A 2,059-nucleotide genomic window follows, 5' to 3' on the forward strand; every position below is an offset into this window, starting at 1 on the left:
GGGAATGGACGGGTGCGGTGCGGTCGTTTCCCTGCTGAGCAGCCCCGCTGCCGACCCGTACCCGTTCCGAGGAGCCCGATGTCCACGTCAGCGCAGCCGGAGCCCCGGCCGTTCAGCGTCCGCGTCTCCGTTCGCGGCTACGAGCTGGACACCCAGGGGCACCTGAACCAGGCCGTCTACCTGCAGTACGCCGAGCACGCGCGGTGGGAGGTCCTGCGGGCGGCCGGGGTCGGCCAGGCGGAGCTGCTGGCCCTCGGGGTGGGGCCGGTGGTCCTGGAGACCCGGGTGCGCTATCTGCGGGAGCTGCGGGCGGGCGACGAGGTCGATGTGAGCTGCATGTTCGAGTGGCTGGGCGGCAAGACGTTCCACTTCGTGCAGGACATGCGCACGGCGGACGGCACGGTCGCCGCCGAGGTGACCTCCGTCGGCGGCTTCCTGGACCTGGCCCGGCGGCGGCTGGTCCCCGACCCGCGCAAGCCGCTGGCCGAGCTGGCCACCGACCTGTCCCTGCTCAACCTCGCGGACTGACGGCCCGCGGCGGAACCGCCACCCGCCACCCCGGGTGGTACGTCCCCGGCACGGGGTAGGCGCGCCACCCGGCCGCCGCGGCCCACGGGGGCAGCGGCCGTCCGCGCAGCACGAGCGCGCTCGGCTCCGGCTCCCCGCCGGGGCCGGGGGCGCCGGAGCCGCGGGGTCCGGCGCGGCAGCCCGCCGTGTAGGCGATGGGGATCACGGAGCTGTTGCCGCGCAGCACACACGGCGGAGCCACCCCGTGGGCCCGCAGGACCCGGGCCGTCCGCCGCCAGTCCTCGCGGGCCTCCGCCTGGATGCCGGAGTGCGTCTCCACCTGGTGGAGCTGGACGCCCGCGTGGGCCGCCAGCAGCGCGGCGCCTCCCACGGGGAGCAGGACGCCGGCGCGGAAGCGCGCGGCCAGGGCGTACGCGCCTTCCGCCACGACCGGCGCCAGCAGCGCGTAGGCGGGCATCAGGAAGCGCGGTGCGGCGTAGTCGAGGAAGAAGAGGTAGGGCGCGGCGACGGCGAGCGCCGCCGCTGCCGGCAGCAGTCCGTACGCGCGGCGGCCGGCGCGCGCGGCCGCGTACAGGCCGAGCGCGGTGAGCGGCGGGATCAGCAGCCACCAGCCCGCCGAGGCCCAGCCCACGCCGAATCCGTCGCACGGGCGGCACAGCAGCGGGCCGTCCAGCGCCGCGGCGTGCAGCGGCAGGGCGAAGGTCGGGCGCATCCCGCCCTGGATCTCGCCGGCCTCGCGCAGCCGGGCGACCATGCCGTCGTACCGCAGCCACGCCTCGACGGCCCAGGGCGCGAGCCCGAGGGCCAGTCCGGCGCAGACGGCGGCCCCGGCCCTGCGGACCCGCGCCGCGGCCGGAGCCGGAGCGTGCCCGGCCGGGCGCCCGTGCACCAGGGGCGCGGCGGCCAGCAGCACCAGGCCGGGCCACACCGCGTCGTTGGGCCGCATCAGGGCGGCTGCCGCGAGCCCGCCCACGACGCCCGCGTACGCGAGCCGGCGGCCGCCGCCGGTCCGCAGGAAGCAGCCGGTGGCGCACGCCAGCGCCATCGCCGTGTAGTGGTTGGGCATCGCGGCGCCGGCGTAGAAGAGGACGAACCACAGGCTCGCGTAGAGCGCCGCGGCCAGCGGGACCGTGCCGGGGCGGGCGACGGCCCCGAGCCAGGGGCGGTAGCCGAGGTACAGCGCGAGCGCCGCGACGGCCGTGAGATAGCAGCGCAGCACCAGCACCGAGTCGCTGAACGCAGCCACCGGTGCGACGAGCACCGGCACGCCCCGGGTGCGGGGCGCGCTGAAGGGGACCTGGGGGCCCTGCGCGTACGGCCCGAAGCGGCTGGCGTACACGATCTCGTCCCAGCCCAGCGCGAGGGTCGGCGGAACGGCGACGAGGGAGACGGAGCCGAAGACCAGACACACCGCGATCAGTGCGCGATGCTGATCGATCCGTACGAGTCGTGTCATGACTCGCATCCTGCACGCGCGCCAGGGGCGGGGCGCGGGACCCGGGAAGTCCGTGCCCCGGCCCTGGCGGGTGGG

General features: G+C 77.0%; 2 protein-coding genes. One reads left to right on the top strand and one right to left on the bottom strand.

What is annotated here, in order from left to right; all coding sequences use genetic code 11:
* The first annotated feature begins 78 nt into the window (after positions 1-78).
* The gene (locus tag G5C65_RS36185; RefSeq protein WP_165303292.1) at positions 79-528 is read left to right on the top strand and encodes an acyl-CoA thioesterase; all 450 of its coding nucleotides are present in this window, start codon (positions 79-81) and stop codon (positions 526-528) included.
* Here the strand turns inward: G5C65_RS36185 and G5C65_RS36190 are convergent.
* Positions 512-1,984 (bottom strand): hypothetical protein, encoded by a 1,473-nt coding sequence (locus G5C65_RS36190; protein WP_241266309.1) that lies wholly within the window; start codon positions 1,982-1,984, stop codon positions 512-514. The two genes, G5C65_RS36185 and G5C65_RS36190, sit on opposite strands and share 17 nt — an antisense overlap.
* Between the last annotated feature and the right edge of the window lie 75 nt (positions 1,985-2,059).

Origin of the sequence: Streptomyces boncukensis (assembly GCF_011045075.1) — a bacterium.
In the GTDB taxonomy this organism is placed as follows: Bacteria; Actinomycetota; Actinomycetes; order Streptomycetales; family Streptomycetaceae; genus Streptomyces; species Streptomyces boncukensis.

Bases quoted from the DNA above. Each gene is read 5' to 3' on its own strand.
- G5C65_RS36185 (WP_165303292.1), top strand. From the start codon at position 79: ATGTCCACGTCAGCGCAGCCGGAGCCCCGGCCGTTCAGCGTCCGCGTC.
- G5C65_RS36190 (WP_241266309.1), bottom strand. From the start codon at position 1,984: ATGACACGACTCGTACGGATCGATCAGCATCGCGCACTGATCGCGGTG.